Below are 23,327 nucleotides of genomic sequence, written 5' to 3'. Positions count from 1 at the left end.
ATCTAAATTTATTTATCAATATTCAGCTTACTGCTTTACCAATTTGAAGGACCAATACCCCGGACCGAAATTAATGTCGAGTTCCATCGTATTGCCTCCATCAGAAAGCGTGATTTCATAGGTAACTGAATCTGGCGCATCACCTGATGAAGCAAGCTCACCTGAGTTGGTTACTTTAGCTAAACCAAGGAAAGCTCCTCTGCCATCGATAGTCAATGTCCCTGCGCCTTCATCATAGTCATAAGTCGCCGAGGCCGTCCCATCGTGAGGGAATACTGGAGTACCACATTCTTCAGCTGACGCACCTTGCCATGGCTCCAACCAAGTTTGATCTCCCAAAATATTCTGGAAGGTTCCGTCATTATTAAACACATACTCATCATCAAACAAGCATGCTCTAGTTGTAACATCTTCTGAAGCATTTGACCACCAAGACACGTCATTAAGAGCCGGGCCAACACCTAATGCTGCGGCTTCTGGTGCTAACTTCCAAGTTCCTACCAAAGGATTTGCGGGAGGCACATCCTTAACCAATTTGAAAGACCAATACCCAGGACCAAAATTAATATCAAGCTCCATTGTATTTCCATCATCAGATAACGTAATTTCGTAAGTAACGGAATCCGGAGTATCTCCTGGAGATGCAAGTTCTCCAGCGTTAGTAACTTTTGCCAAGCCCATGAAAGCACCTCGTCCATCTATAGTTAAAGTACCCGCTCCTTCATCATAGTCATAAGTTGCCGAAGCCGTACCGTCATGAGGGAACACAGGTGTGCCGCATTCCTCAGCAGAAGCTCCTTGCCATGGTTCCAACCAAGTTTGATCTCCTAAAATATTTTGGAAGGTACCATCAGAATTAAATACATATTGATCGTCAAACAAACATGCTCTTGTAGTAACATCTTCAGAAGCATTTGACCACCAAGACACATCATCTTTCACAGGACCAACACCAAGAGCAGCGGCTTCTGGAGCCAATCTCCAAGTACCAGTAATAGCTGGTGGTACATCTTTGATAAGCCTAAACGACCAGAATCCAGGACCAAAATTAATATCAAGTTCCATAGTATTACCATCATCAGAAAGTGTGACCATATAGGTAACGGATTCTGGTGCATCACCTGGGCTAGCCAATTCTCCTCCGTTCGTAACTTTTGATAATCCTAGGAAAGCACCCCTACCGTTTAATGTGATAGTACCGGCCCCAGCATCATAAGCATAAGTTGCGCTAGCAGTACCATCATGTGGGAATACTGGAGCCCCACATTCTTCGGCAGCTGCACCTTGCCATGGTTCTATCCATGTTTCTGCACCCAGCATGTTTTGAAACGTACCATCAGGATTAAATACATAGGTATCATCAAACAGGCAATCTCTAGTCGTAACATCCTCCTCGGCATTTGACCACCATGACACATCATTAAGAGCCGGGCCAACACCCAAAGCTGCGGCCTCCGGAGCCAATCGCCATGTACCAGCAATTGGAGAACCTCCTCCACTTGAGCCTCCTCCTGTGTCAACAGGTTTATAAATAACCGCATGCTCTTTTGTAATTGAAACATCTTCACGCCCAGGAAGCGAAGCAGTAACGGTAATATTATAGAGTACTGATTCTTCAAGTTCTGGATACTCATATATAACCATTGGACCACTGGTCTTTTGGATTAAATCCTTAGTACGGTCTGCACTACCATCCGCTACATCCACTCCACTTGGGTCGCCAAAATTTACAGTATATACAATGCGACCATCCGGTGGCACGGTGGTAGCAATTACACCTACTCTGTTACCCTCGGGGTTCAATGTAGCAATATTGAAATCCAGTCCAGCGATGATATTCAATTGATCATCTTCTTCACATGATATCGCCGCGATACTAAGGAAAAGTACTGATGCGATGTAAAATCCTTTTTTTAAAACATTCATCTCTTTAATTTTTATTGTTTTCATTATTTAGTTTAGTCTTTAGTTAGAATATCCCGGATTTTGGCCCCACTGCTCTTCGGCCAAAGCCAACTTTAGTTCAATTTCTGGTATTGGAAACACCTCATGTTTTCCTAAAACAAAGTTGATGGCTTCAAAATCTTCAGGTTTATTATCGTTGTAGGCGTCAAAAGCCGCCTTTGCTCTTCCAGTTCTTACCAAATCGAAAAACCTGTGGCCTTCTCCCGCTAGCTCTTTTCTTCTTTCTAAATAAATAGCCTCCAAAAGCGGTCCCTCAGCAGACGTATAGTCCATGCTATTATTTCCATAGGCCCTTGCTCTCACCATATTGAGATAAGTTTCAGCATTTGAGCCACTAATTTGGGCTTCTGCCTCTGCAGCCATTAACAGTACATCGGCATAGCGGATAGCCCGGTAGTTGTTTTTGTGCACCAATTCGGGTGTACTGGCGTTGCCAGCCTTATCAGCTTTTCTAGGCATATACTTATGGTTATAGAACCCTGTATCTTCTCTAGGTGCAGAATAATTGCCTCCAGAATCCCTTAATTCTCGTAAATCGAAAATGGTAACGTCTCGTCTTGCCTCATTTTCATCATATAAATCGTATAACATCGGTGTTGGCAATAAGAAGCCCCATCCCGATGCGTAAACAGGATCATCAAAAGGTGATCTTGGCCCATTGAACTGCACGAAATAGCTTCCCTCACTACAATGGATACAATCCCATCCAGCACCCTCTACATTTGTATATTGGATTTCGAATACAGATTCTGATCCATTCTCTCCTTCAGTCGTAAACATGTTAACGTAATCCTCACCAGTAATTAAGCTGTACTGGTTACTAGCTATCAGGTCATTTAAAATAGCAGCAGCATTTTCAAAATCATTATCGTATAAATAGGCTTTACCTAACAAGGCTTGCGCCGCACCTTTGGTGGCTTTGAACGACTGATCCTGAGTAGCAGGCAAATTAGGTATGGCTTCCTTTAGGTCTTCCTGAATTAAATCATAGGCAAAACCAATGCTAGACACCCTTACCATAGAAAGTTCATCACCAGCCAGGACCTGAGAATCTGCAATTCTGTTTACGCCATTTCGTTCCTCCACCTTTAAAGGAATGTTCCCAAAAAACTTTACCAATTCAAACGTATAAAATGCTCGTAAAAAATACGCTTGTGCTACCATTTCGTCTTTACCCGAAAAATCCAAAGCATTTTTGTTTTCTAAAAAATAATTGGCCCGGTTTATACCTGCATACATCAATTGCCAATGGCTACGGATTTGTTCTTGGTCTGCAGGAGTATGAATCAAATAATTTACATTTTGAACAACCGGTTGATCGTAGTTAAATGCATCTCCGCCTGACCCAAAATCATCTGAGGCCGAAACCGCAATTAGGTTGCCCCAAAACACGCCTTGTAAAAGATCGTAAGCTCCTAGTAAAGCATCTTCATACTCCTCTTCAGAATTAAAAAAGTTTTCTGCAACAGGTCCTATTGGGTCTACTTCTGTCCATTCATCACAGGCCACCATAAAAAGGAGTCCGACAAGTATAATATTTTTTATGTTTTTCATCTTTTTCATTGCTTTAGAAATTTAAATTAACACCTAATAAATAGTTGGCAGCCACAGGATAGAAACCCTTGTCAATTCCTCCTCCAATAGGGTCTCCACTTGTTGCAGATGGGTCGTAACCTTGATAATCGGTTAGTGTATATATGTTATTACCGGCAATATAAATTCTCATCTTGTCTATACCTGATTTTTTAAAACCGGGATGGTCAAGGGTATATCCTATTTGAATATTCTGAATACGCAAGAAAGATGCGTCTTCTACTACAAAATCAGAGAATAAATCAGTATTGACATTTGCCCCTGCAACAGCCCGGGGTACATCATTGCTTGTGTTGGTACCTTGCCATCGATTAAGTATATATGCCCCTCTATTGGCAAACACATCTTTACGCTCGTAATCACGGATCATATCGTTTCCTACGGATGCAAATGCATTGGCGCTAAAATCGAAGCTTTTATATTTGAAGCCAATATTGAAACCAAATATAAAATCTGGGATTGCATCACCAATATTCATCCTATCGGCATCAGTAATTTGACCGTCTCCATTGGTATCTACAAATCTTAAATCTCCTGGAGCCACTTCCCCAACAGTGCTGTATGTGCCAGTTGGAGATGATGCATCCAGCGCATCAATTTCTGCTTGCGTTTGATAGAGGCCGTCGGTTTTGTATCCATGAAAATACCCTAACGGCTCACCAACCACCATACGGGAAATATCGTTTTGGCTAATCCCAACGCCAAACTCCCCTCCTACAGGCGCCTCTCTACCATTTAATGATACAACTTCGTTCTCTAAGTAGGTCATATTAAAACTGGTATTAAAAGAAAAGTCTTCAGAGAAATCATTGCTGTACGCTATCATAAACTCAATACCTCTGTTTTCTACCGTTCCGGCATTGATAAAGGGAGAAGCTGCTCCAGGAGCACCAACACCTAATACCCCTGACGCTTGAGGTTGAATCAATAGGTCTTTGGTCTGCTTCCTAAACACATCTGCAGTGATACTGATTGTATTATTAAACATCCTTGCATCTAAACCAATATTGGCCGTTTCTTGCTCTTCCCATTTAAGATCAGGATTACCAATTGTTCCCGCTCCTACTCCATTAAGTAAATCAGCTTCAGTAATCGTATTCCCGGAATCTACAGTAGCTTCACCATTTAATCGCGTTAAAAAAGCAAAGTCAGCAATTCTGTCATTTCCTATAATACCATAACTTGCCCTAAATTTTAAGGAATTAATCAAGCCATCTTTGTTAAAAAAATCTTCATCCGAAATGTTCCAACCAAAAGAACCAGATGGAAAATAACCTACATTATTACCGTTCATTGAAGAAAACCTTGATGACACATCTCTACGAATAACACCAGACAATAAATATTTACCCTTAAAGCTATATTGGACCCGAGCAAATGTGGAGGATAATCTGGAATCGAATTGTTCTTGACCTAAATCAAGTTGGGCGGGGGTAAATCGATTGACTATTCTACCTTGAACAGGGTCAAGCCGTTCACCGATCCATCCATCTTGAAAGGCATCGGATACCGAGTTACTTCCATTTTTTAATACAAAACCTTGCTCCCCATAAAAATGGCCGCGAGTTCTGAAAATGGACATACCCAACAACACGGTAACATCATGATCTTCTCCAAATGTGTTGTTGTAATTAATATAGTTGTCCCAAGTATAGTCAGTAAAAATTGCACTATGGTCTACTATTTCATTACCGCCTCCATAAATTGTTTCTCCGGTATCGGGGTCTATACTTGATGATACCTCGTTTATATTGGCAGACCTTCCTGGGCCATAGTCAAATACGGGCCTAAAAACATCGTCCAATACATTAGAGTAATTGATCTGCATTTTTGAACTTGCTGTAAAATGCTCTAAAAAGGTATAATCTAACCCCAGAGTACCACTGTATCGATCTACCCTTGTTATGTTATGGTTGTTAGCCAACTGAGCTAAGGGATTGATGATTTCAATTTGAGATATTCGGGTTGGCTGCGAAAAATCCCCATTATCATCATAAACGGCCAAATCAGGATTGATATTAACGGCACTGTACAACACAGATCCGATGCTACCCTCTGGAAGATTATTCTTAGTAGATTTAGTATATAGAGCCGTAGTAGATAATTTCAGGTTTTCTAAAATATCATACTGAAGTCCTAAACGGGCTGTTACCCTCTCAAAATTATTTTTACTTGCACCTACAATACCATCTTGGTTGAGGTAGGACACACCAAAAGTATATGCCGCTTTTTCGGTACCACCACTACCGCTAAAGTTTATGTTTGAAATAGCTGCGGTCTTGAAAACTTCATCTTGCCAATCCGTACCTTTTTGCGGGTAGACAAAATATTCCGTTTCATCTAAAGCATCGTTAACATAAATGGCAAAATTGAATGGATCCAATAGATCTATCCTGGAGCTCGTTGTTTGGAATCCAGTATATGCATCAAATTGAAATTTCATCTCGGAGTTTTTTCTACCGGTTTTCGTGGTAATCAAAACAACCCCATTGGCCCCTCTTACACCGTATATACCTGCTGTAGCATCCTTTAGAACGTTTACGCTTTTAATGTCACTAGGGTTAATCACGGATAAGTCTTCAATGACGTTTCCATCCACCAATATTAACGGACGGTTATCCCCGTTTGTAGTAACACCACGAATTCTAATGTTTGCTCCCGCACCTGGCGAACCTGATGTCGAAGTAACATTCACACCAGCGATTTGCCCTTGCAAGGCTTGCTCCACACGCTGCGGATTCAGTTTTTCAATGGCTTCGGAATCCACCACCGAAACGGCTCCTGTCACCTCTTTCTTTTTCTGGGTACCGTAACCTACAACTACAACCTCGTCGAGGGTAGCGATATCCTCTTCGAGTTGAATCTCTAATTTTTGACTTCCTGCTACAGTTACTTCTTTAGTTATGTAACCAACATAACTAAAGTTTAAAATAGCACCCGTCTCGACATCTGAGATGGTGAAGTTACCGTCAAAATCGGTTACAGTTCCTTTTGTGGTGTTTTTTACAATAACGTTAACACCAGGAATCGGAAAACCTGTATTATCCAGTACGGTTCCACTAACGTCTGCATTTTGTGCACCAATGTGCAATACAAAAAGTATCGTCAGCACGTTAATTAACTTTTGTCTCATATTTAGTCAGTTTTTGAGTTTTAGTTTTGATAAAATTAGAGTATCGAATTAAGAAATTCGCATTTTCGCCCACAACAAAAAATATACATCGTAAAAAAAATGCACAGTTTTTACCAAAACCTTAATAAACCCTTATTTTTATTGAGAATTTAACGTTCTCAGATAAAGTTCGATTTCTTGAATTTTACCAAATGTTGTGGTGTTGTATAGGTGAGAGCAGTACGTGTTGTAGTCCCTAAATTTCAAGTATATAGTCGGTAAGGCTAGATTCGTGGGGCAATTCCATCTTTTTGCGCAATCGGTAACGTTTTACCTCTACACTTCTTGGGGATATATTCAATAATGGTGCAATTTCTTTTGAAGATAAATTCAATCGTAAATAAGCGCACAACCTAAGATCATTTGAAGTGAGCACAGGGTGCAGGCTTTTTACCTTCTTCAGGAAATCCTTGTCCGCATTGTTAAATGCCTCTTGGAACACGTTCCAATCATCATTGTTATTAAGGTTTCTATCAATAATTTTTACAACTTGTTTAACGCCTCTGCTACTATCCGCACCTTCCAATTCCTGTTTGATACTACTTAAAAACTCATTCTTTTTAATAAGATTCATCGTAGCGATGCCAAGCTCCCTATTTTTGCTTTCAATATCCTCTCTTAGCCTTTCATTTCTAAAACGCATCAATTGTTGCTTATTTTCAAGTTCTTTCAGCTCAAGTTCCCTTGTAGTTTTTTGCATCAAACGCTCCCTTTGCTTTCTGTAGTAGCCTTTATAAATATTATGCATAAACAACGAAAACAACAGGAATACGATGCCGTATAGAACAAAAGCCGTATAAGATAGAAACCAAGGTCTATCTATCCTAAAGGCATAGGCTGCCGAGTTTGAAGTAGGATTATTTCCGACTTTTCCTTCAACAAGAAATGTATAGTCGCCATAGGGAAGGTTTTCAAAAGAGGCTGAACCCATATTCGTCCAATTGCTCCAAGTATCATACATACCCTCAAGTTTATATCTATACATGGGCTGTTCATTTTTCAAAAACTCTGAAATACTATATGAAAACTGCAAATTATTTTCTGCGCTATCAAATAAAGGTGGCCCCTTTAGGCTTACCAGACTCGTAGAGTCCATATCTTTGACCCTATTTAGAGCAACTTGATTGATTTTGATTTCATGCTGGTTTTCCACCAGCTCATTTAAATCCAAAATAGTATAACCCGTCTTTGATCCTAAAAGATATTGTTCATCATGGACAAGTGTAATATTTTCGTAGCCTTTAACGTCTTTTCTTATATTAACGGGAAACGGAACCTTATTTATTTTCTTTTCGCCACTTAACTTTGAGGATGTGATATAGTTTATACCGTCCTCTGAAAATCCCCAAAGCTTTTTGGACTTTTCATCCGGCACCAATTTTGCCGAGGTAAAACCTCCCCTACTAATCAGTCCGCTTAAAACGCTATCCTGTTCAAATTGTTTCGTATTGCTATTATATTTGAAAACACCATCCATACTTGAGTAAAGTATATTATCATCATACTTAATTAAGCTCGAGTACAGCTTATTTTCAACAATTTCTTTTTTATCAACTGAAAGCACTTTGGTCAGGTCCTTATCCAGTCTTAGTTTGTAAACACCTTTGTATTCATGGCTTACAAAAACATCTTTGTCACTTAAAAATTCAAAATATCTACTGGAAATATTAAAACCTGCTATTTTATTTCGAAACTGCCACCTGCCATTGTCGTTCTGAAGTACGTAGAGCCCATTATAATTGCCCTGAAGCAACAAATCTTGACTACCTTCAACAGGTTTTATGAGCCAAGTTCCCTGCACGTTTGCTACTTCTGTGGCCTTTTTTCCCTCGATAGAGAATGTTCCCGAATTGTGGCCACAAAAAAGGGTATTATTTATAATTCCTAGATACCAAACTTGGCCCTGCGTACCTTCGATAAATTTAAAGTCCGAACCGCCCTTAAAGGGCCTACAAAACAAGCCCTGATTGGTACCTAGATACAGCATGTCTTGATATACTAGTGAAGTGTAAACACTACCGATTATCCCAGTTTTGTCCAAAAAAATACGATAAGGCGACTTCATATTAATGCAGTTAACACCATTATCAAGGCCCAACCATAAATTGTTGTCCATATCTTCAAAAAGTGAAAGAACGGTATTATTACTTAAGCCATTGGAGTGAGCAATTCTATATTTTTCCTCTCCATTTTCATCAATATGAATAATGCCGTGTGAAATTGTCCCTAATACAAAACTCCCATCCCGAAGCTGGGTACAACTGAAAACACTAACATCTTGAAGTCCTTCATTAACTTTTGGGCGCCAAGGGCTAAGCCCCCCGTCGTCGAGAATATAGAACCCATTATTCTGGGTGAGCAGAATTAAACCCCCACTATAAGCGAACACTTCTACAAGAAGGTTTTGTGTAACAATAGTATCATTGGAAACTAATACATCGGTACCGTTTTCTATTCTGTAAAGACCGTTTAGGCGGTTTTGAAAATAAAAGTTATCACCTACTTTAAAAAGTTTAGAAATCTCTGTTTTGGACCTTATCGCACTGTGGGATTTAGATTGTTTGTTATAGATGTAAATGTGTTCAAAAGACTGAAACAATATCCAATTATCCAAGGATTCAATATTCCAAAATTCCTCATCCTCTTGAAACTTAATTCCTAGTTGATTCGCTAGAGAGGTATAATTGAGCACTCCGTAATCATCCCTTTTCCAGAATCCAAAATCATGATAACTTCCTGTATAAATAAGACTATCTACAACCTTTACTGACCTCAGAATAGTTTGGTTTGGAGATTCATATAATGTCCATTTTGAACCATTATATTCCAAAAGTCCCATATTATTGGCTACATATATAGAACGGTCTTTCGATTGGGCTATACCCCAATTTTGTGAGCCCGCGCCATACGATTCTGGAGTAAAAACATTGATTGGTGGTCTTTCCTGGGAAATAGAAGTTAAACTAAAGCCAAGAAGACAGAGTACTACTAAAAAGTAACAGGCAACTTTCAAAATAAAACATAATGTTGTGTTGCTAAGTTAATAAAAATAAGGCTTAAACAGCTACATGTATTGTATTTGTATGGCTATAAATTCTAAATTGTATGGTTTTAAATCAACAAAACAAGGTGTAATAAAACCTTCTTAGGAGTTATTTCTTAAAACTTATAATTAAAAAATTCGCTATTAAGCCCAACGACTATAATTCACAATTTAATTCTCGATGCACTTCAACTTATCAATAAAAAATTCCTTGTAATCGATAGTCTCAATAGTTTTGGATGCTTTTGTTGCCTTAAGATAAAGTGACTTTATGGGAGATTTTTTTAACACAGTGATTTGGGATGAAGTCAAATTACCTTTAAACAAAAACTGTCCACACTCCAAATCCCAGGAGTGATAAAACATAACTGTTTGGTTATTCTCTAGAGTTACCTTTACAAAAGACCTATTATTTGACAAGTAGCTTACGCACCCTAAATCATCAGGCATGGTAAAAAACACATTCAATTTTCTGCCCTGCTTATACAATTCCACAGTTAACCTATCTGTTAAATTATATGGTTCAGTTCTTTTGGTTTCCATGTTATAAAACGAATCATACTCGTTTATTTGGTAATGACAACTATCTCTGAATTTCAAACGCTCAAGTGATTTAATTCGTTCTTCTTCCTTCTTTCTGCCTTCTTCTGAATTGACAACCGAGAGTTTTCTTTGTTCCTCTTGAACCTTTGCAATTGAATCTCGGACTCTTTGCTGCACCATAGCTTCAGTCTGTTTTCTGATACGTTCTTTTTCCAATTCCAAACGTTTTCTTTCAGCTACCCTAACCTCAGCTATTGAATCGGTCATTCTTTGTTTCACCTCTGCGATGGCCTTTTGTCTGGCCAATTCTTTTTCGCGTTCCAGTATTTTTCGTTCTTCCTCCCTTACTTTGGCGATGGAGTCCGCCATTTTTTGTGCAAGAAGTTCTTTTTCCCTCTCCAGCTGTTTCTTTTCAATTTCCCTAACCTTTAAAATCGAATCGTTACGTAATTTTTCTTTTAAGGCCAGTTGGCGCTTTTGTTCCAACTCACGTTGTAAGGCCATTTGCTTCTCTTCCTCTTCTTTAGCCCTTGCAATAGCTTCTAATCGTTTTCGCTCTTTTAACTCCGCTGTCCTTTTTCTGGCCTCTTGTTTTTCTCGTTCAATTCTCTTGGACTCTTCTTTAACTTTCACTATGGAATCCAATTTAAGTTTCTCTTTTAGAGCTTCCTGACGCTTGCGTTCCAACTCTTTTTGGAGTTCGATCTGCCCGCGTTTTTCGGCTTCAACTTTGGCTAAAGAATCTGCAACTCGCTTTTTACGTATTTCTTCAACTTTTTTTCGCGCTAACTCCTTTTGAATTTCAATCTGCCTCAACTCCTCCTCAACTTTGGCAATGGAATCCAATCTTTGCTTTTCCCTTAAGGCCGCTTCACGTTTCCTTGCCAATTCTTTTTGCAATTCAATTTGACGCTTCTCTTCTTCCTTGGCCTTGGCAATGGAATCCAATCTTCGTTTCTCTTTTAGCTCTTCCGCATTTTGCCTAGCCAGCTCCTTTTCTCTTTCGATTCGTCTTAAATCTTCTTGAACCTTGGCGATAGAATCCAAACGACGTTTTTCTCTCAAAGCTTCCATACGCTTTCTTTCCAACTCCTTTTGTAATTCGATTTGTCGTCTCCGTTCAGCCTCAACCTTGGCAATAGAATCTAATCGACGCTTTTCCATCAACGCAACTTGTCGTTTTCTTTCTAGTTCTTTTTGCAACTCAATTTGACGCTTTTCTTCCTCTTTGGCCTTTGCAATGGAATCCAACCTTCGCTTTTCTTTCAGCTCTGCTGCACGTTGCCGTGCCAATTCCTTTTCGCGTTCAATACGTCGCAATTCTTCCTGCACCTCGGCAATGGAGTCCAAACGTCGTTGCTCTTTCAAGACTTCCAATCGTTTACGCTCCAACTCTTTCAACCGTTTTGCCTCTTCTATTTTGGCTATTGAGTCGCGTCGTTGTTTTTCCTTAAGTTCCTTAGCCCTCTGTATAGCCAGCTCCCGCTGTCGCCGTTCCTCTTCAACCTTAGCAATGGAATCCCGAATTCTTTTTTTCTTTTCCTCAACAATATCTTGGATTTTCTTTTGGCGGGCCTCTTCTGCCTCAATCAATTTTTGCATTTGCCATTCCTCATAATCATAGAACAAATCCATCATATCGTCATTAATCAAAAGAAACTCGTCACTAACAAAACCAGCCACCTCTTTATAAAGAACCTCATAAATATTTCTCCCGATGTAACCAGTAACTAAACATTTTTCATTTGTCTTGAACTGGGCGCTAACTTGTGACATTCCTTCGGCATCTTTATACAGGCTTCCGCCCTCGATAAACCTTGTTTTGATGGCTATTTCCTGAGAAAAGTTACTTTGTGAAACCAGCAGAAGAATAAATAATAACACGTTTTTCATACGGCTGTAATTTAAGGTGATTTAGGGTTTTGCGTTTATCTTTTAATCTATATTTCCATTACTTATGGTAAATATTTTATGTAAAATACGCCAAATTTTTATTGTAATGCCTTGATTTTTTAACCGTTTCCTTTAGAGACTCTTACAATAAAGTCACTAATATACATTTTCAAATTAAAATCTTCACAAATTTAAGACCAAAGGCGTGATGAATCTACCAACGCCATAAAAAAATCTCTTGAAATGTTGATTTCAAGAGATTTAATACTAATACCCTATATTAAAAAAAGGACTTGCTTTTTACTTTCTTACGGCTTTAACAATATTAAGCGCATTCCTTACATGCTTTTCCAACTTGGCATAATCCCTATTGGCGATAATATCTTTTGAAATCAATTTAGACCCCATACCCACACAGGTTACCCCTGCATCAAACCACGCCTTTAGGTTTTCTTCCGTTGGCGAAACACCGCCCGTTGGCATAATGGACGTCCACTGTTGTGGGCCTTTAATACCTTTAACGAATTGAGGGCCATAAATATCACCAGGGAATAATTTTACGATTTCGCAACCCAGTTCCTCGGCTCTGGTAATTTCGGTTAAAGTACCACAGCCGGGCGACCAAAGTACTTTTCTTCTATTGCAAACGATAGCGATATCCTCGCGCAGTACCGGCGTCACAATAAAGTTTGCGCCAATAGACATATAAAGGGAAGCCTGGCCCGCATCGGTAACAGACCCAACGCCCATAATCATACCTGGCAATTCTTTTATTGCATATTTGGTCAATTCGGCAAAAACTTCATGGGCAAAATCGCCACGAGCGGTAAACTCCATCAGACGTGCGCCTCCATCATAACAGGCCTTTAAAACCTTTTTGCTTAGTTCAATGTCACTATGGAAAAACAAGGGAATCATCCCCGTTTCCTTCATTGCCGTTGCTACTTCTATTCTTGAAAATTGTGCCATTTTGTAAATGTTTAACTGTTAATTTGTGTAGTTGTTGAACTGTCAAACCGTAGAAACGATTCAACAATTCAACGATTAAACACTTTTTTACCTTGCTACTCTACCAGAGGCATCCCCTCCCATTAATTTTTCTACTTCAGAAACGGTAACCAAGTTGGCATCGCCTTTAATGGTATGCTTTAAACAAGATGCGGCTACAGCAAAATCCAATGCATTTTGGTCATCCTCAGGATATTTTAACAATCCATAGATCAATCCACCCATAAAGGAATCTCCACCACCAACGCGATCTACGATATCGGTAATTTGGTACTGGCGGGTTTGGAACAAGGTTTTTCCATCATAAAGTACACCTGCCCAGGTATTGTGCGAAGCAGAGATGGATCCTCTTAAAGTGGTAATTACCTTTTTAGCCCTTGGGAATTTCTTCATCATCTGGTCACATACTGATAAAAAGGCATCGCCTTTGACGTGCTCTCCTTGAGTTGTAATGTCCAACCCTTCAGGTTTAATGTTGAAATGCTTCTCTGCATCCTCCTCATTTCCCAAAATAATATCACAGTAAGATGTCAATTCTGTCATAACAACCTCCCTATGTGCGTTATCGCAATATTTCCATAATTTTTGACGATAGTTCAAATCAGTTGAAATGGTTAGTCCTTTTGCACTTGCAGCTTTTACTGCTTCCAAGCAAACGTCTGCCGATCCTTGAGAAATTGCTGGTGTAATTCCTGTCCAATGGAACCATTCTGCTCCATCAAATACCTCGTCCCAGTCTACCATCCCTGATTCAATCTCGCTCATTGCGGAGTGAGCCCTGTCATAAACTACTTTGGAGCCTCTTGAAACCGCCCCGGTCTCTAGGAAATAAATTCCTAATCGGTCGCCTCCCCAAACAATCTTATCAACGCCAACGCCTCTTTTTCGCATTTCCATCATCGCGCACTCGCCAATGTCATTTTTTGGTAAACGAGTTACAAAATCAACGTCAACTCCATAGTTGGCCAATGAAACGGCTACGTTGGATTCGCCACCGCCATAAATTGCGTCGAAGTTATTTGCTTGTGAGAATCTTAAAAATCCTTGTGGAGCTAATCTCAACATGATTTCCCCAAATGTTACTACTCTTGCCATTACTTAATTCAATTAAAATTTAATTATTGTTATTAATTCATCTTCTAAAGTGGCTCGAAAATCATTCGACACCAGTTCAGCTTAAATACCTTTTCAATGTGTTACAACGTTTGAACAATTTTTAAAACCAATAAAACAATGCGCAATTTACTTTCGTAATCCAAAACGTCAAACGTTTTTATAGATAGAGATCAAAAGTATTTATTGAAGATGTTTTTAGTTGGTTTATTATTGAACTTGATAAAAAATTATATCTTTGTTCAAACGTTGGAACAAAAGTATATAAAATTTGGCAAATAAAAAAAAATCCACGATAAAAGATATTGCAAACGTTTTGGGGATTACCCCTTCTGCGGTATCCAAAGCATTGAACAATCATCCACGGATAAGCCAACAAACCAAGGACGCCGTACTTCAGGTAGCCGAAAATCTGAACTACCAGCCCAACCATCTGGCCAGTGCACTGCGCAAGGGCAAAAGTAATTTGGTTGGGGTTATCATTCCACGCGCTAGTAGCAACTTTTTTTCTTCGGTTATCGAAAAAATAGAAGAGGTCTTAAATGATCGAGGCTACAACGTGATCATTGCCCAATCCAATGAATCCTACGAAAAGGAGTGCAAGAGCATAGAGGCACTTTTATTTACGCAGGTTGATGGCATAATAGCCTCAATGGCCAATGAAACGGTAAAGCTGGATTATTACAATAAGATAAAACAAAAGGGGATACCCTTGATACTTTTTGACCGTGGTGAAAATGATTTAAACGTGGACTATGTTGGAATTGACGACTACTTGAGTAGTCATATGGTGATTGACCATTTAGTAGAACAAGGTTGCAAGCGTATTGCTCATATAGGAGGTTTTAGCCATACCAGAATTTACAAAAACCGAATACGCGGGTATATGGACGCTCTTGAGAAATATAATCTGCCATTTGAATCTGATCTGATTTATGAATGTAATTTGAGAAAGTCCGACGGCAGGGAAATTATGAAAAAGCTACTAGAGCTTCCTAAACGGCCCGACGGGGTTTATGTTGCAGGTGATTATGCCGCATTAGGAGCTCTTGGAGTGATGCAGTCGCAAAACATTAAAATACCTGAGGATATAGCTTTGGTGGGGTTTACCAACGAACCTTTTTCCGAAATCGTAACACCAAGCATCTCCTCAGTTGAACAACATTCTGAAGAAATAGGTAGATTGGCCGCAGAAACATTTTTGAAAAGAGTTAATCTTCCGCAGGAAGAAGTTAGCTTGAATAAAATGATTCTGAAACCCGAACTTATCGTAAGGGCGTCTTCAAACAGAAACTTAAAACTAGCAAATACATCCCGTTAGTCTGCTCCAAAGCTGACTTTGCTCCAAAACAAGCCATAAAAAAAAGCACTCCCGAAAGTGCTTTTGCATATTACGTTTATATCGATTAACTAGCCTTTTGCTTTTCCTCGATACGCTTCTTCATTTTTTCAACTTTCTTTTGATCCGCAGTAGCTCTTTGAAGATTTACTTTTTCCAGACGATTGAGTTCCATGCGTATTTCTTCGCTCCTTTTTCTTAGCCTTTCAAGCTTTTCGTCCCTCTCCTTTTGTTTTTGAGCACGCTCTTCCTGCCGAATAGCTTCCAATCTTTTTATCTCTTCTTCTTGCTTCTTAAATTGCATTTTTTCCCAGGCAACTGTGCCGTATGCATATCCATACATGGCAACAAAAAGCAACAGGATTAATCCTAAAATGAGCAAACCATTCTCCATAATTAACTTAAAATTTGAGGTTGAATTCTATTTTGATTTTCTAAATCTTATTGATTTTGTCAAATTCTCAATAAAAATAGGAAAAACTTGCAACTTCTAAAAAATAAAAAAGGTGAAGTACCTAAAAATAGTGATGAACGTTTTTAAACTTGATTAGCCCCCGTATCAACTGCAAAAAAAGCGGTTATTCGGAAACCGTCGGAAAGGCATTGCTTTTCCACTCCACAAGCCCACCTTCTAATTGATAAATTTTATCAAAACCGGCTTTTTCAAATTGTTTTACACTTTTGGAACTTCGCTTACCTGAACGGCAATAAATAAAAACCGAGCCCTCAGGATTTAGAACCTTTAAGCTATCTAAAAAGTAATCAGAAAAATAATTAATGTTTATAGCTCCTGGAATATGAAACTCTTTAAACTCTTTCGGCTTTCGGACGTCAATAAGTTGAATATTTTCTTTGGAGATAGAGTCCTTAAAAACTGAAGGTTTCAAAACCTCTGAATTTCCAGAATTGACCTGACATCCAGAGATTATTGAAACCAACATCAAAATCCCTAAAAAGGAAAGTTGTTTCATCATGGATTAAGACTCCATCTGAACCAACTCACCTTCCCATTCCAATATACCACCTTCAAGATTAAAGGCGTGCTCAAAACCCAGCTCATCCATAATTCGGCAAGCTTGCCCACTCCTATTACCTGATCGGCAATACACATAATAGTTTTTGTCTTTATCTAAATCTTCCAATTCATTTATAAATTCCTGTCCTTTATAAATATCAATGTGGATGGCATTGGGAATGATACCGTCTGCAATCTCTTCATCCGTTCTTACATCCAAAACCACTGCATTATCATCGTTGGATAATTGCTCAGCCCATTCATCTTGTGTTAAATCTTCCATGACTTTAATTTAATTTCCGCAAAATTAATATTTCTTCTATATATAGACGTAAAAAAATCCGAAGTATTGCACCTCCGGATTTCAAAATTTATTAACAATTATACCTTGATGGAACACCCAATAGCTTTGGTTTCCTTTACCTTTACTTCTTTGCCATCCAACAAAGCGTCAACTGCATCCTCAACATAGGTTTCTTTAACAGCCTCTGGGTTTCTGGAACTATCGTCAATTGCTCCAATGTATTCAACAATTAAACCTCCTTCTGTTTTTTGGAGTACATAATTATGTGGCGTCTTTGTGGCCCCAAATTTCGGGTACACCTTTTGCCCTTCGTCCACCAAATAAGGAAAAGTAAAGCCTTTTTCTTTTGCCCTTTGTTGCATAGCCTCAAAGCTATCCCCTGGTTTAGTATTTGGGTTATTCGGGTTTATTGCAATAACAGGGTAGCCTTTTGGGGCATACTTCTTATCCAAGGCAATAATACGATCTTCATAAGCGATGGCAAATGGGCAGGTGTTGCAGGTAAAGGTCACGATAAACCCTTTTGCATCCTCAAAATCCGCAAAGGAGACCAGTTTTTTATCCGTGCTCATTAAGGATATTTCATCCACAACGTCGCCAATTTTGTAACCACTGTGTTCCTCCTTCGATATTGCAAATGCACTTATAGCAAACACTAAAGCCGTAACGGCAATTCCTTTAATTAATCTTTTCATAATCATATGTTTTAAAATTGTTTTACTTCGTTTTCAAGTTCTTCAAAAGTAAATGACCTCTCAAAAAATTTCCGATTATCCTTTTTATAAATAATCGTGGCGGGAATGGAACCAGACCATGATTCGTCAATCTTATTAATCCATTCATTTTCGTTTGGATCATTAAGAGCAATCACTTTACTTTTTAACCCCTTCTTTACGATGAAAGGCTTTAATTTTTTCTCATACACATGCGGAAAATCCAAGCTCACCAAAACCACCTCAACATTTTGGTAATCGGCGTTTAACTTTTCAAAATAGGGCAATTCTTTAATACAAGGAGCACACCATGTGGCCCAGAAATTAATTACATAAGTTTTGTCGTCCGATCGGTTTAAAAACTTCTGGAAACCTTCAAAATCATAAACTTCCAAATCCACATCCGCTTGCACTTCAATTTCTTTAGAAACTTTAACATTTTCAACAATCTCTGCGTCCTTTTTGCCCTTACAGGACAACGCAATACACACAATTAAAAGTAAAAATTTGAATCTCATAGACGCATTTAATCTTCTAAAATTAAGCATTGCAACCCAAAGTTATTACGGTTTAACATTTTTTTTAACAAAATGATAATAAATAGTAAATTTTATATACATTTGTCTATACAACAGTTAAGTATGCGGATAGAGGACATCCTGAAACTTAAAGCTGACATTCCGCTACCGAAAAGTGTAATTGTCAACCTTTTATATACCTATGGGATAGTTAATGGCGAGTTGAACAAAATCCTAAAACCTTTTGATATTTCAATACAACAGTTTAATGTATTGCGGATTCTAAGAGGGCAAAAAGGGAAGCCCGCAGAGCTAAATGTTGTGCAGGACAGAATGATTAATAAGATGAGTAATACCACGAGATTGGTAGACAAACTCATAAAAAAAGGCTTAGTTGATAAAAAAACCAACAAAGCCAATAGAAGAAAGATTGATATCAGCATCACAGCTGAGGGATTGAGCTTCTTGAACGATATTGACACATTGATTGATAGCAAAGAAGTACAAATGGTAAGCGCTTTGTCTGACGAAGAGGCTACCGAATTGATCAGATTATTGGGCAAACTTAGGTTAATAGCAAACTAACTCTCTCTCAACGTCCAATAATCGACTGAAACTACCATACTTGTATGGTAGTTTTTTGTTTTAAACAGTTTTGGACCTTAGTCCTATCTAAAAAATTCAGCAAACCATTGCGTAATTATATTTTCATCTTTATATTTGACGCTCAATTCAATTAATAATGAATAAAACATTAAATAACACTTGGTGGTGGTGCTCTCGAAACTAACATTCGTGAAGTAACACCCTAGTATATTTAAACTTAAAATATCAAAAAAGGCTTGTCAATTCACGACAAGCCTTTTTCTTTGAATTCCGGCACCATTCGGAATCTAAAAACGACACATGGAAAAATTTAGTCTTTATACACATCATAAGCGTATCCTAACCGATACAATTACTCCCGTTACGGTCTATTATAAGATTCGCGACAAATACCCTAACAGCATCCTATTGGAAAGTGGGGATTACCACAGGAATCATAAAAACTTTTCATATATCTGCTTCAACCCTATTGCGTCAATAAAGGTTGAAAACGAGGTGATTTCAGAGATTTTTCCCGATGGAAGTTCTCGATCTATAGATATCGATAACAATGTTGATGTTGTTGAGGAAATCTACAATTTCACCAAGCGTTTTGATGTATCTTCCGCAGAAAACTTCAAATTCATCAACAATGGTATTTTTGGATATTCGGCATACGATGCGGTGCGTTATTTTGAGGATATTGAAATAGGGAAAAAGGACGATTCAGTTGTAATTCCCGATATTTACTACGCGGTATATCAAAATATTATAGCCATTAATCATTTTAAAAGTGAGGCTTATATTTTCGCGCATTGTTTTGAGGGGGTTGAAAATAATATCGACGAAATAGATCAACTGATTAACGTTCAGAATTTTGCCTCTTTTGGTTTTAATTCAAAAGGGGATATACAGTCCAACTTAACTGATGAAGAGTTTAAGGAACACGTTGAAATTGCTAAAAAGCACTGCCAGCGCGGGGATGTTTTCCAATTGGTTTTATCCAGACGATTTTCACAAGAATTTACTGGTGACGATTTTAATATTTACCGCGCATTGCGGAGCATTAACCCATCCCCTTACTTATTCTATTTTGATTATGGTGATTTTAAAATCTTTGGAAGTTCACCGGAAGCACAGTTGATTGTTACTGAAGGACTGGCAGAAATCCATCCTATCGCTGGTACTTACAAAAGAACAGGCGATTATGAAAAAGACGAAATTTTAGCCGAAAAGCTTAAAAATGACGATAAGGAAAATGCCGAACACGTGATGCTCGTTGATTTGGCCCGAAACGATTTAAGCCGTCATGGCAATCAAGTGAAAGTGGAAACCTATCGAGAAGTTCAGTTCTTTTCACATGTGATTCATTTGGTGAGCAAAGTAACTGGGCAGAAGCATGGCAACACCTCAACCATGCAGGTTGTGGCCGACACCTTTCCTGCAGGAACCTTAAGTGGTGCTCCAAAACACAGAGCTATGCAACTGATTGAGGATTATGAAAAAACAAGTCGTGCATTTTACGGTGGTGCCATAGGATTTATGGACTTTGAAGGTAATTTTAATCATGCCATTATGATCCGTACCTTTTTAAGTAAAGATTACAAATTGTATTGGCAAGCCGGCGCTGGTTTGGTTTCAAAATCGAACAAGGAAGACGAATTGCAGGAAGTATATAATAAGTTAGGTGCTTTAACCAAAGCGATTGAATTAGCAGAAGACATTTAATTATGAATAAAGTATTAGTCATAGACAATTACGACAGTTTTACGTACAACTTGGTACACTATTTAGAAGATTTAAATTGTGACGTGACTGTTGTTAGAAACGATAAACTGACTTTAGAAGATGTTGAACCTTTTGATAAAATAGTGTTATCACCAGGCCCAGGGATCCCTGACGAGGCTGGCTTATTAAAAGCAATTATTGAGAAATATGCCTCTACCAAAAGTATTTTTGGAGTTTGCTTGGGGCAACAGGCTATTGGTGAAGTTTTTGGAGGATCGCTGGTAAATTTGGATGAAGTCTATCATGGCGTTGCCACAAACGTTACCATTAGTGTTGACGACGAATATATTTTCAAGGGTTTGAAGAAGGATATTGAAGTTGGCCGCTATCATTCATGGGTAGTTAGTTCCAAATTACCAGATAGTCTGGAGGCCACATCCTTTGATGCCAACGGTCAAGTGATGTCTTTAAGGCACAAGGAATACGATGTTAGAGGTGTACAATACCATCCAGAATCGGTTTTAACACCAGATGGAAAGAAAATCTTAGAGAATTGGGTAAATAATTAGTAAGCAGTTTGCAGTGGCAGTAAGCAGTGCTTACTCAAACATATAAAAAAGATAACAGTAACAATTCCCTCTCGGAGCCTGTGCTGAGCGCAGTCGAAGTAGAGAGGGTTAGGGAGAGGCTTATGAAAGACATTTTAAACAGACTCATCAACCACGAAACCATATCCACCGAAGAGGCAAAACAGGTTATCGTCAACATATCCAACGATATGTACAACCCCAGCCAAATTGCATGCTTTCTTTCAGTATATATGATGAGAAGCATTACCATTGAAGAATTAACTGGCTTCAGAAATGCCTTGTTAGAACTTTGCGTTGCAATAGATTTAAAAGACTATAACGCCATAGATATTGTGGGCACGGGCGGTGACGGAAAAAACACCTTTAATATATCCACCCTATCCTCTTTTGTAACTGCAGGAGCCGGGGTTAATGTTTCAAAGCATGGAAATTATGGCGTATCATCAACTTCTGGCTCATCAAATGTCATGGAGAACTTGGGTGTGAAATTTTCTAACGATGAGTCCTTTTTAAAACGTTGTTTAGATAAAGCGGGCATTTGTATTTTGCACGCGCCTTTATTTCATCCCGCCATGAAAAATGTCGCTCCAATCAGAAGAGAACTTGGTGTAAAAACCTTTTTCAACATGTTGGGGCCAATGGTAAATCCATCATTCCCGATGCATCAATCCTTGGGCGTTTTCAGTTTGGAATTGTTGCGTCTCTATAGTTTCATCTATCAGAATACAGATATGAATTATAGCATTGTTTACGCATTGGATGGCTATGATGAAATCTCGTTAACTGGTAAAGCAAAAATAGTCTCCAATCATTCTGAAAAACTGTTTTCACATGAAGATATAGGACTTCCTAAGGTAAAACAAGAGGCTATTTACGGTGGCGACACCATTGAAGATGCATCAAAAATTTTCGTTGACATCATTTCAGGTAAAGGTACCGAATCACAAAATAATGTGGTTTGCGCCAACGCCGGATTAGCGATTGCAACTGCAAAACAGATTTCGCATCAGGAAGGTTTTGAAATGGCGAAAGAGTCATTAGCCTCAGGAAAGGCAAAAGCAAGTTTAGATAAGTTGATAGAACTTAGTCGATAGAAGTTATGAGTTATGAAGATTTAAGATTAATTTGAAAGTAAAAAATAAAATAGCAGAAAGTCAAGTCCCAAGTTCCGATGCAATCGGAATCATCAATCTGCAGAAATAATGAGTATTATCGAAATTGAAAATATATTTTTAATTGAAGATACAAACGCAGTTTAACGGAAGTGCGAAGCGTAGCTTCAGGCATGGAGTTTCGAAAGCGAATGGTGCTTTAGCAATTTCCTCAAATTGATTTGATTTTTTGGCTTGGTTTATCCTGAGCGCAGTCGAAGGGTTTTTGCATCAAGGCAAAATGAACATAAAAGAAAAACATGAATATATTAGATAAAATAACGCTAGATAAAAGAAAAGAGGTTACCCTTAGGAAAAGCCTAATTCCAACATCTCAATTAGAAAAGTCCGTTTTATTTAACAGACCAACCATTTCATTAGCAAACAATCTAAAAAATAGCAAATCTGGAATCATTGCCGAGTACAAAAGACGATCGCCGTCAAAATCAGTCATAAATAACGGATTGAACGTTCAAGATGTGGCTAAAGGCTATGAAAATGCAGGTGTTTGTGGTATGTCCGTGTTAACCGATGGCAAATATTTTGGTGGTTCGTTAGACGACTTACTTACTGCTCGGGGCAGTTGCAATTTACCATTATTGAGAAAAGAATTCATCATTGACGAATATCAAATTCTTGAAGCTAAAGCGCATGGTGCAGATGTCATTTTACTTATTGCGGCCATACTTTCAAGAGATGAAATCAAGCTGTTTTCAGAATTTGCAAAGCGCTTGAATTTAGATGTACTTTTAGAAGTTCACAATGAAGAAGAACTGCACAAATCTGTAATGCCAAGTTTGGACATGTTAGGCGTTAACAATCGTAACTTGAAAACCTTTGCTGTGAGTTTGGAAACCAGTAAAAGTTTAAGTTCCATAATACCAGATGAATTTGTAAAAGTCTCTGAAAGTGGCATAAGCAATATTGAAGCCATTAAAGAATTACGTCCATACGGCTACCAAGGATTTTTAATTGGCGAAAACTTTATGAAAACAGATAATCCGGGAGAAAGCGCAAAGAATTTTATAAGCCTCCTCTAACTCCTCCAAAGGAG

At 38.5% G+C, this 23,327-nt stretch carries 18 protein-coding genes; 6 read left to right on the top strand and 12 right to left on the bottom strand.

Annotated elements, in window-relative coordinates; all coding sequences use genetic code 11:
* Positions 1-27: 27 nt before the first annotated feature.
* The 7 genes from ACFSR8_RS04940 to ACFSR8_RS04910 form a co-directional block, all read right to left on the bottom strand.
* The gene (locus tag ACFSR8_RS04940) at positions 28-1,950 is read right to left on the bottom strand and encodes a hypothetical protein (RefSeq protein ID WP_380289643.1); all 1,923 of its coding nucleotides are present in this window, start codon (positions 1,948-1,950) and stop codon (positions 28-30) included.
* A 15-nt stretch (positions 1,951-1,965) separates the two neighbouring features.
* Positions 1,966-3,519 (bottom strand): RagB/SusD family nutrient uptake outer membrane protein, encoded by a 1,554-nt coding sequence (locus tag ACFSR8_RS04935; protein ID WP_380289641.1) that lies wholly within the window; start codon positions 3,517-3,519, stop codon positions 1,966-1,968.
* Between the two features lie 13 nt (positions 3,520-3,532).
* Positions 3,533-6,691, bottom strand: a complete 3,159-nt coding sequence (locus ACFSR8_RS04930; protein ID WP_380289639.1) for a SusC/RagA family TonB-linked outer membrane protein — start codon at positions 6,689-6,691, stop codon at positions 3,533-3,535.
* A 235-nt stretch (positions 6,692-6,926) separates the two neighbouring features.
* Positions 6,927-9,743: a triple tyrosine motif-containing protein gene (locus ACFSR8_RS04925; protein ID WP_380289637.1), complete on the bottom strand. Its 2,817-nt coding sequence runs from the start codon at positions 9,741-9,743 to the stop codon at positions 6,927-6,929.
* A 201-nt stretch (positions 9,744-9,944) separates the two neighbouring features.
* Positions 9,945-12,209, bottom strand: a complete 2,265-nt coding sequence (locus ACFSR8_RS04920) for a hypothetical protein (RefSeq protein ID WP_380289635.1) — start codon at positions 12,207-12,209, stop codon at positions 9,945-9,947.
* A gap of 300 nt (positions 12,210-12,509) precedes the next feature.
* Entirely contained in the window at positions 12,510-13,178 is a 669-nt protein-coding gene (locus ACFSR8_RS04915) for a bifunctional 4-hydroxy-2-oxoglutarate aldolase/2-dehydro-3-deoxy-phosphogluconate aldolase (RefSeq protein WP_380289633.1), read from the bottom strand.
* 87 nt (positions 13,179-13,265) lie between these two features.
* Positions 13,266-14,312, bottom strand: a complete 1,047-nt coding sequence (locus ACFSR8_RS04910) for a PfkB family carbohydrate kinase (RefSeq protein ID WP_380289631.1) — start codon at positions 14,310-14,312, stop codon at positions 13,266-13,268.
* A 289-nt stretch (positions 14,313-14,601) separates the two neighbouring features.
* Between ACFSR8_RS04910 and ACFSR8_RS04905 the strand changes: the two genes are divergently transcribed.
* A complete protein-coding gene (locus ACFSR8_RS04905; RefSeq protein WP_380289629.1) occupies positions 14,602-15,651 on the top strand; it encodes a LacI family DNA-binding transcriptional regulator in 1,050 nt (349 codons plus the stop codon).
* An 85-nt stretch (positions 15,652-15,736) separates the two neighbouring features.
* Here the strand turns inward: ACFSR8_RS04905 and ACFSR8_RS04900 are convergent, their stop codons facing one another.
* The 5 genes from ACFSR8_RS04900 to ACFSR8_RS04880 all read right to left on the bottom strand — a co-directional run bounded on the left by ACFSR8_RS04900 (position 15,737) and on the right by ACFSR8_RS04880 (position 18,219).
* Positions 15,737-16,063, bottom strand: a complete 327-nt coding sequence (locus ACFSR8_RS04900) for a hypothetical protein (RefSeq protein ID WP_380289627.1) — start codon at positions 16,061-16,063, stop codon at positions 15,737-15,739.
* A gap of 184 nt (positions 16,064-16,247) precedes the next feature.
* The gene (locus ACFSR8_RS04895) at positions 16,248-16,643 is read right to left on the bottom strand and encodes a rhodanese-like domain-containing protein (RefSeq protein WP_380289625.1); all 396 of its coding nucleotides are present in this window, start codon (positions 16,641-16,643) and stop codon (positions 16,248-16,250) included.
* 3 nt (positions 16,644-16,646) lie between these two features.
* On the bottom strand, positions 16,647-16,967 hold the full coding sequence (locus ACFSR8_RS04890; RefSeq protein ID WP_380289623.1) for a rhodanese-like domain-containing protein: 321 nt from the start codon (positions 16,965-16,967) through the stop codon (positions 16,647-16,649).
* 98 nt (positions 16,968-17,065) lie between these two features.
* The gene (locus ACFSR8_RS04885; RefSeq protein ID WP_380289621.1) at positions 17,066-17,683 is read right to left on the bottom strand and encodes a thioredoxin family protein; all 618 of its coding nucleotides are present in this window, start codon (positions 17,681-17,683) and stop codon (positions 17,066-17,068) included.
* Positions 17,684-17,694: 11 nt separating this feature from the next.
* Complete coding sequence (locus ACFSR8_RS04880) at positions 17,695-18,219, bottom strand: TlpA family protein disulfide reductase (protein ID WP_380289619.1); 525 nt, start codon at positions 18,217-18,219, stop codon at positions 17,695-17,697.
* A gap of 123 nt (positions 18,220-18,342) precedes the next feature.
* Between ACFSR8_RS04880 and ACFSR8_RS04875 the strand changes: the two genes are divergently transcribed.
* From ACFSR8_RS04875 to trpC, 5 genes are all read left to right on the top strand, one after another.
* Positions 18,343-18,804: a MarR family winged helix-turn-helix transcriptional regulator gene (locus ACFSR8_RS04875; RefSeq protein ID WP_380289617.1), complete on the top strand. Its 462-nt coding sequence runs from the start codon at positions 18,343-18,345 to the stop codon at positions 18,802-18,804.
* Between the two features lie 321 nt (positions 18,805-19,125).
* Positions 19,126-20,532, top strand: coding sequence for an anthranilate synthase component I family protein (locus tag ACFSR8_RS04870; RefSeq protein ID WP_380289615.1), 1,407 nt, complete (start codon positions 19,126-19,128; stop codon positions 20,530-20,532).
* Between the two features lie 2 nt (positions 20,533-20,534).
* Positions 20,535-21,101, top strand: coding sequence for an anthranilate synthase component II (locus ACFSR8_RS04865; RefSeq protein WP_380289613.1), 567 nt, complete (start codon positions 20,535-20,537; stop codon positions 21,099-21,101).
* 122 nt (positions 21,102-21,223) lie between these two features.
* Positions 21,224-22,216 carry an anthranilate phosphoribosyltransferase gene (trpD, locus tag ACFSR8_RS04860; protein WP_380289611.1) on the top strand — a complete coding sequence of 331 codons (993 nt, stop codon included), beginning with the start codon at positions 21,224-21,226 and terminating at the stop codon, positions 22,214-22,216.
* Positions 22,217-22,533: 317 nt separating this feature from the next.
* Positions 22,534-23,313: an indole-3-glycerol phosphate synthase TrpC gene (trpC, locus tag ACFSR8_RS04855; RefSeq protein WP_380289609.1), complete on the top strand. Its 780-nt coding sequence runs from the start codon at positions 22,534-22,536 to the stop codon at positions 23,311-23,313.
* The last annotated feature ends 14 nt before the right edge of the window (positions 23,314-23,327 follow it).

The organism is Hyunsoonleella rubra (assembly GCF_042684665.1).
GTDB classification, from domain to species: domain Bacteria; phylum Bacteroidota; class Bacteroidia; order Flavobacteriales; family Flavobacteriaceae; genus Jejuia; species Jejuia rubra.
Note: the sequence above shows the minus strand (reverse complement) of the source record. Positions and strands in the feature narration are given on the sequence as shown.